Annotated in this window: 7 protein-coding genes; 2 read left to right on the top strand and 5 right to left on the bottom strand. The window is 32.5% G+C overall.

All coding sequences use genetic code 11. From position 1 onward, the window contains the following. Positions 1 to 137 precede the first annotated feature (137 nt). The 4 genes from KPL55_RS21370 to KPL55_RS21355 form a co-directional block, all read right to left on the bottom strand. A complete protein-coding gene (locus tag KPL55_RS21370) occupies positions 138 to 1,010 on the bottom strand; it encodes a cation diffusion facilitator family transporter (protein WP_216308784.1) in 873 nt (290 codons plus the stop codon). Between the two features lie 253 nt (positions 1,011 to 1,263). Further along, a complete protein-coding gene (locus KPL55_RS21365) occupies positions 1,264 to 3,513 on the bottom strand; it encodes a carbohydrate-binding domain-containing protein (RefSeq protein WP_216308783.1) in 2,250 nt (749 codons plus the stop codon). 68 nt (positions 3,514 to 3,581) lie between these two features. Continuing rightward, on the bottom strand, positions 3,582 to 4,268 hold the full coding sequence (locus KPL55_RS21360; RefSeq protein WP_216308782.1) for a DUF4956 domain-containing protein: 687 nt from the start codon (positions 4,266 to 4,268) through the stop codon (positions 3,582 to 3,584). Then, on the bottom strand, positions 4,217 to 5,026 hold the full coding sequence (locus KPL55_RS21355; protein ID WP_216308781.1) for a polyphosphate polymerase domain-containing protein: 810 nt from the start codon (positions 5,024 to 5,026) through the stop codon (positions 4,217 to 4,219). Before KPL55_RS21355 ends, KPL55_RS21360 begins: the two co-directional genes overlap by 52 nt. A gap of 247 nt (positions 5,027 to 5,273) precedes the next feature. Between KPL55_RS21355 and KPL55_RS21350 the strand changes: the two genes are divergently transcribed. Then, positions 5,274 to 5,951, top strand: coding sequence for a response regulator transcription factor (locus KPL55_RS21350; RefSeq protein ID WP_216308780.1), 678 nt, complete (start codon positions 5,274 to 5,276; stop codon positions 5,949 to 5,951). Then, complete coding sequence (locus KPL55_RS21345) at positions 5,952 to 7,190, top strand: sensor histidine kinase (RefSeq protein WP_216308779.1); 1,239 nt, start codon at positions 5,952 to 5,954, stop codon at positions 7,188 to 7,190. 65 nt (positions 7,191 to 7,255) lie between these two features. Here the strand turns inward: KPL55_RS21345 and KPL55_RS21340 are convergent, their stop codons facing one another. Next, positions 7,256 to 7,903, bottom strand: a complete 648-nt coding sequence (locus KPL55_RS21340) for a hypothetical protein (RefSeq protein ID WP_216308778.1) — start codon at positions 7,901 to 7,903, stop codon at positions 7,256 to 7,258. Positions 7,904 to 7,952: the final 49 nt, after the last annotated feature.

Genomic DNA, 7,952 nt, shown 5'->3' with positions numbered 1-7,952 from the left:
TCGACAGCTTGTAATTTTTGTTCAGCAGGACATTTAGGTTTTGACATTAAAAATACCTCCAAAGTATCAGTTTTTATATTTAAACTGTCTACTTTAGAGGTATCATATCATTATCGTAAGTGCTTTTGCTATAGGTGTTAGCTATTAGGATTCACATGTACTGTGCAATGTTTAATTCTATTGTCTAAACTTTCTGTAGTATTATGGACCCTCTCTGCAATATCATGAGCCTGACATACTGATAAATTCTTATCAACACATATTTCTACGTCTACATATAATCTATTACCATGAATTCTAGTCTTTAACTCATCTAAATTTATAACACCACTGGTTTCTTCAATTTTATTTTTTATATTTTTTATAGTATTTGCATCTGCGCAGTGATCAACTAATTGATTAATTGCTTGTTTGTAAATGTCTATAGCTACTTTGGTTATTATAATACATATTACAAGAGACGCAATTGGATCGAGTATTGGGTAACCCATTCTAGCTCCTGCAATTCCAACTAATGTTCCAATTGATGAAAATGCATCAGATCTATGGTGCCAAGCATCTGCAATAAGTGCGGAACTATCAATTTTTTTAGCACCCTTAAGAGTATATCTATACATCCACTCTTTGGTTAGTATAGAAAGTAGAGCCGCATATATAGCAATTTTTCCAGGAATTATAGTTGTTCCGATAATAATACTTTTAATACCATTAAATCCAATAAGTAAGGCAGTAATTAACAAGATGCTTGCCAGTATCTTAGCCATAATAGGCTCCATTTTCTCATGACCATATGGGTGATCTTCATCAGCAGGTTGTTTTGCTAGTTTTAACCCTACCATTACAGCTATTGTACTTAGGACATCAGAAAGTGAGTGAATTCCATCAGCAATCATAGCACCACTTCTACCTAAAATACCTGCGAGCAACTTTAGAGCGGACAATATAATATTAATAAAAATTGTTATTTTAGATATGCTAATGCCAATTTTAAATCTTTCTTCAGAGTTCAATAAACACACCTCATTTTTAATTGATAATATAGTTTAAAAACTATATCAGTAGTATATGATGGTTTCATAGGATTCGTACTATTTTTAACACAGATTTTTAATTATCAATTGATAATTAAAATCAATAGAATTCTAAGTTGTGTTATCGTGAAGGAAATTTTAATCTTACAATTTTCTGATATAAAAGAAAAAACGGGCTTCAGCATTTTATAAATGCTGGAGCTCGTTTTAGAGAGAGTAAACATATATCTTTTTATTTTGTTGTAGAACTCTGCTCGGGTTTAATAGCTTCTTGGAGTTTTAAATTAATTGTATCAGCTTGAGCCTGAGTGATTACTTTGCTAGTAACTAATTCACTTAAACTATCAGTTTTAGATCTTTCTCCACCTTGAGCTGCATCATCAGGTTTTTCACCAGCGTCTTGAGCTCCATCTGGTTTAGTTGAACCGTCTGGCCTAGCTCCACCTCTACCTCCACCTGGCATATTTTCGGTAGAGGCGGCAAGAACCTTATCTGCCTGCGCCTGCGATATAGTTTTAGCTGAAACTAATGATTTAAGAGTAGTTTCGTAAGCAGTTTTCATTGCCTCAGGATCTCGCATGCCACCTCCACCCATTCCAGGATTGCCTGATCCTCTAGGGCCACCTTGCGAAGATGTTTTAGCAGTTGTTATTCCAGTTTCAGTAAGCCATGTTACAGAATCAGCAATAGTGAAATCCACTACTTTTGTTCCTCCTGTATATTTTCCATCTGTATAACCAGTAGCAGACTGAGTTGATGTTGTAGCACCACCTGTGTAAAGTGAATATTTTGATCCCTTTACAACAGTAGGTGAGCTAATGACTATAGTTTGATAGTCTTTTGTAGGTGTAAATGTACCAATACTTGTTCCGTCTTTATCTTGAAGATGAACAAGAGTGCCAGCCTTTTGAACAGCTGTATAAGTCATAATCACGGAATACTGGGTAGATTCTTCAGATGGTGCTTGTGCCATACCTGAACTTCCAACAGCCATAAGTGTACCACCACTTATTACAAATTTTCCATCAAAATCTAAAGATCCGTTGCCACCATTTGTTGGACCGTAAACAATAACGGTACCTTTAGTCATAGCAATTGAACCATTTGAATCAAGACCATCACCTGTTGCATCAACAGTTATATATCCTCCATTTATATTAAGTTTGCTATCTCCAGCTGACTGCTTAACTGCATCTCCAGAAGTCGATGATTCATCAGTACTGCCTGCTGCAGCATTGATACCATCATCACTGGCAATAACATGAATTTCACCACCTGATATTGTTATAACATCACTCTCAAGGCCCTCGTAACTTTTTGTAATATTAACTTTGCCATTTTTTATTGTTAATAATTCATCGGCATGAACTGCATCGTCACCAGTTGAAACTTCAACATCACCGGATAATATGTTTAGTGTCTTACTACTATGGAGTGCATCATCTGCGGAGTCAATTTTTAAACTACCTCCACCAATAGAAATATCTGTAGATGCTTTAATTCCTTTTGCGCTTTGTGTTTCTGTCTCTGCATCAGCAGTGGTAGTAGAGGTTTGACCCTTGCCCATATCATCTCCAGATTTTTTAGCAGCTTTTGCACTGCCACCACCAGTTGTAATAGTAAATGTTCCACCACTTATTAGTACAGATGTATTTGCCTGCATTCCGTCTGCTTGTGATTTTATATTAAAAGTTCCTCCCTCAAGGGCTATAGAGCCTTTTGTAGCATTGGTATCGTTTGAGGCTTTTATGCCATCTCCACCAGATTCAATAGCTATGGTACCAGCTTTAACTGCTACTATGTCTTTTCCAAGTAATCCATCATCAGCAGAGATTATTTTAATATTTCCTCCAGTAATTTTTAAATCATCTTTGCTTGTAATACCATCGTTATAGTTTCCAGTAACAGTTAGTTTGCCAGTTCCGTTTATAGTAAGGTCATCTTTGCTATAGATTGCAGCATTAGGTTCATCTTCTGAAGCATCTGCAAGAACATATTTTTTGCCATCAGATATAATGTTATCAGTTCCTGCCTCCAAACTTATTATAGCTTTTTCGGCAGATTTTACATAAATAGCTGAGCTGGTGGAGTTGTTTATTTGTGCTCCATTTAAAACTATCTTAACGCTGCCTTTGTCTGCAACATCTACAATTATTTGACCATCGGCTAATTTACCACTAATCACATATACACCAGCTTTTGTTATAGTAATTTTGTTATCCTTAATAGTTGCACCTGATCCTTCTAAAGTAGCACTAGTACCGGTTAGCTTAACATAGTTTGGAGTTTCATTTTTCCACTGGGTGTAATAGTCGTTTGCATCATATGTAACAAGCTTTCCTATAGAGCTTGCAACAGTTGTATCACTTACAGTTGTAGTGGTTGTTGCAGTTGGTGTTGTTGTTTTAGTTTTGCATGAATATAATAGTGTTGTACTTATAATCACCGATAATAATTTTATATATATTGATTTTCTATTCATAATAAAAGCCTCCTATTAAATTAACTATGGTATTAAGTAACTATGGTATTAAATTAATATTTAATGTTTTAATATTCCGCTGAATCGGCGCACATTGATAATGTAATATTTAAATTACCATTTCTGCATCTTAGATCATCTAAAAAGCCTTTTTGACTTGTTTTATTATCTAGTTCTACAGTGTAAATAAGTTGAAAAAGACTTCCAAGATCTGTAGTTTTAACCCTTATAAGTTTATGGCCTTTTGTGTATTCTAAAAATAAATCATCAAAAGCACCTTCATAATCCAAATCTTCAGGTATAGTTATCTTAAGAATGTTTTGAGTGCTTTTATTAGCACCAAAATTTATAAGTTTAAGTATAAACATAAGTATACAAAGGCTAGTGGTAAATAAAATCCCATACCCCAAAAGTCCAGTACCAACTCCGAGTCCTGCTGAGGTTGTAAAGAGAACAAAAGATATATCCTTTGAATCTCCAGGAGCACTTCTAAATCTAATTATTGATAAGGCACCGGCAAGGCTAAATGCTCTTGCAACGTTACTTCCTACTAAAAATACAATAATTGCTATAACAGTCGGGATAATAACCAAAGTGAGAGCGAAGTTCTGAGAGTATACTCCTTTATTAGAAGTTTTCATGTAAGTAAAACTAATTAATGCACCTAAGATAAAGGATACTATAATGGTTAAAATTGCGTCATTTAAAGTGATTGTTGTAGCAGCTGTGGTTGATGAGAGTATTGAGTCAAACATGTGTTCATTCCTCCTACTATTTTTTTGTCTGTAGACAATAGTTGTCTATTATTTAACAATAGTTTTTCATATTCTTTTCCGTATTTAGAATAGCTTGTTTTATATATCTTGTACTGCGAAAGTAAATTTGATAACCAAACTGGCATATTGTTTTCTGCTTTTATTTCCATTATCCATTTACCTTTATCCAATAGATTTTCTCCGTGATCACCACTTTCAAGTTTTAAATCATATCGCCGCGTTCTAATATTTGAATCAAATGTTATTCTTAAATCACGATTTACTTTGCTAAAGAATGCCTTGCGATCATAAGCTAAATAAAGTTTTGGCTCTAGATCATATATTTTTAGAATATACTCTATTTCCTTTAGAACTTGTGCATTCATATATTGCTTTATATCAGGTTTTATCCCCGAGGAAACAAGATCGTAGGCTTCTTGCAACTTTAATTTAGTTCTTCGTTTATTTACAACGCCACAAACCTTTTTCTTAATTTCTAAATACACTTTAGCATCGACATCTGGCACTCCATAAGATCTAAGTCTGAGTTTCTCTTTGTATTTTGGCTTGGACAAGGAATTTCTTATTAAATCATTTTCTCTAGTATCAAAGTAAAGATTACTTATAGTATAAAATTCATGGTTTTTATTATATTCATCAATTTCCATATATTCTAAAAGTCTAGTTTCAAATTCTTCATATATATCACTATTTATTAAAAACTTACTTTCATGTCTATTAAAAACCTCAATCCCCATTATTATGATCCCCTTTCATTTGTCTAGGTTTTGTGAATACTGTTTTGTTTGATAAGGTCGCTGCTCTATAAAACTATTATATAAAGTGAACCTTAAAGAAACCTTAAATGCCTTTCCCAAATGTCTATTTCATTTAAGGTTGATTAAAGGTTTCCTATGATATACTAAATGTAAATACTTAAATAAATGTAAATTAAGAAGGAAAAATAAATAATAAGGAAAAATAACTAATGAAAGGAAATAATTAATGAGGATATTAATAGTAGAAGATGAAATACATTTAGCAGAAGCTTTAACACATATATTAAGAAAGAAAAATTATACCGTTGATGCCGCGTATGATGGAGAATTAGGTCTGGATAATGCATTAAGTAGTATTTACGATATAATAATATTAGATATTATGTTGCCAAAGGTAGACGGTATAACAATATTAAAGGAAATAAGGAAAGAAGGAATATCAACTCCGGTTATACTACTTACAGCTAAAGGTGAAATTTCAGACAAAATTATTGGACTTGATAGTGGTGCTGATGACTATTTGGCGAAACCTTTTGCGACAGAGGAATTGCTTGCAAGGATAAGAGCTTTATCAAGGCGAAAAGGAGAATTGCTACCAGATGATACTTTGAATTTTGGGGATATAACGCTTAATACTAATACTCTTAATTTATCGAGTGGAAAGAGTGACGTAAAACTTACACTAAAAGAAAGTAATTTATTAGAACTTTTAATTTCGAGAGCGAAATTTGCTACATCTAAAGAGATAATAATTGAAAAAATTTGGGGATTTGATTCTGAGGTAGAACATAATCATGTGGAAGTGTATATTTCTTTTTTAAGAAAAAAACTTGTACATCTAAATTCAAAAGTGGTAATAAATACTGTTCGTGGGGTGGGGTACATTTTGGAGGTGAAAGAATAAATGTTTAAAGAACTAAAAAAAAGATTTCTAATTCTTAATTTAGTAATTATATCTATTATGATGTTGATTGCGTTCTCCTCTATATATTTAATAACCTACAATAATGTTCATCGCAATATAGATATGCAGCTCCACAAAACATCTGATATTAATCGGAATGAAAATGAAAAGCCTAAAGGGGAAAGGCCAGATTTGGACGATTCAAAGTCTCCTCAAGACCGATCACTTTCTTTTAGTTTAACTATAGACAAGGAAGGAAATATAGAAAGTTATTTTTCAATATTAAATATGGATAGCGACTTCTATGAAGAGGCAAAAGAAGCAGCACTTTCAAATAATAATGTTACTGGCGAAATTAAACTAGAAGACAATCAGTGGGCTTATCTATCGCAAAGTGATGGGGATGGCCAAAAAATTGCTTTTTTAGATGTAACGTCAGAGAAAAGTATACTTACAAATTTAATATTTACTTTTTTAGTAGTTGCATTTGTTATGTTAATTATTATATTCTTTATAAGTAAGTTTTTTGCAACTAAGTCTATTGAACCTATAAAAGACGCATTTGATAAGCAAAAACAATTTATTGCAGATGCATCACATGAACTTAAAACTCCTCTTGCAGTTATTAATACAAATGTAGATGTGCTTTTGTCTAGTGGAGAAGAGAATATAAAAAATGGATCTAAATGGCTTTATTATATAAAATCAGAAATAGAGAGAATGACTAAATTAACTAATGATTTACTATATTTAACTCAAGTAGATTATTCAGATATAAAAATGATTTCATCTAATTTTAGTGTAAGTGAAGCAACCCAAAATGTGATTTTAAATATGGAGGCTGTTATATTTGAAAATAATATTACACTTGAATATAATATAGAGCCAGATTTAAAAATATTTGGTAACAGTGAGCAGATTAAACAGGTTGTTATGATACTTTTGGATAATGCACTAAAATATACAGGGGTCAAGGGTACGGTAAATGTTAATTTGAATAAATATCAAAATAATATTCGGCTCTCTGTAGAAAACACAGGGGATGGAATTCCACAGGATTGTATAAATCAAATTTTTGATAGATTTTACAGAATTGATAAATCACGTTCTAGAAATAATGGAGGATATGGACTTGGTCTGGCTATTGCAAAAGCAATAATTGAGCAACATAGAGGGAAAATATCTGTAAAAAGTGTTCAGGGAGTGAGTACAATCTTTAGCGTGGAATTTCCTGCTTAATTTTAAAAAAAAACAGGGTACGCTTGCCATAGGCAATGCCTACCCTGTTTTATTTACAATATAATTTAGGAGAAATATGCTAAATCGATTATATCTTTTGACCGCCTTTGATTCCAAAGAATATCTAAATTTATATTTCTATGCTCACCATAAGTTGAGACTGAAAGATAATATATATTATCCTTAGGATTAAGATGTAAGCCAGTTATAGTCATCCAGTGCCAACTATATTCTTTAAACTCCTTTATTTTGTGTTTAAGAACTAGGATGGCAACTGGGAGTTTTAGTGATAAAGCAGTATTTATAAAGTTTATAGCATCCTCGATACTAGCAGCCTTATCGTCTAAAATATGAGGGACTAAAGATACTTCTCTCTCTTTTGAAAAATCCAAGACATTATCACAGAATTGGTGAACAGAGGTAAGGCCAAAGATCCCTGGCTTTACGTATTTTCGAATACTTATCATATGCTGGATAAAATCTTTTTTATTTACAATACCCTTGTAAGGATATAAATCACTATATTTACCGGCAAAGGTTTGAGACAAATAAGCAGTTATATTAGCAGCAGCAACGGGACCACAACCACTAAGCTTATGAAATTTGTTTGGAAACCAGTACTGACTACCACCATAATATGAAATATCAGAGTCATATATATCAAATTGAATATCCTCAAGGTGAGTATAGTTAGGTGTAATGATTCCTTCCATGGTTATCACCCCTTTTATGATTATTAGTTAGTTATTTAATCGTTTGTTA

The organism is Clostridium lacusfryxellense (genome assembly GCF_018861735.1).
Taxonomy (GTDB): domain Bacteria; phylum Bacillota; class Clostridia; order Clostridiales; family Clostridiaceae; genus Clostridium_AD; species Clostridium_AD lacusfryxellense.
The sequence above is the reverse complement of the archived record's forward strand: the minus strand, read 5'-3'. Positions and strand labels throughout refer to the sequence as shown.

Bases quoted from the DNA above. Each gene is read 5' to 3' on its own strand.
- KPL55_RS21365 (WP_216308783.1), bottom strand. From the start codon at position 3,513: ATGAATAGAAAATCAATATATATAAAATTATTATCGGTGATTATAAGT.
- KPL55_RS21355 (WP_216308781.1), bottom strand. From the start codon at position 5,026: ATGGGGATTGAGGTTTTTAATAGACATGAAAGTAAGTTTTTAATAAAT.
- KPL55_RS21350 (WP_216308780.1), top strand. From the start codon at position 5,274: ATGAGGATATTAATAGTAGAAGATGAAATACATTTAGCAGAAGCTTTA.
- KPL55_RS21340 (WP_216308778.1), bottom strand. From the start codon at position 7,903: ATGGAAGGAATCATTACACCTAACTATACTCACCTTGAGGATATTCAA.
- KPL55_RS21360 (WP_216308782.1), bottom strand. From the start codon at position 4,268: ATGTTTGACTCAATACTCTCATCAACCACAGCTGCTACAACAATCACT.
- KPL55_RS21345 (WP_216308779.1), top strand. From the start codon at position 5,952: ATGTTTAAAGAACTAAAAAAAAGATTTCTAATTCTTAATTTAGTAATT.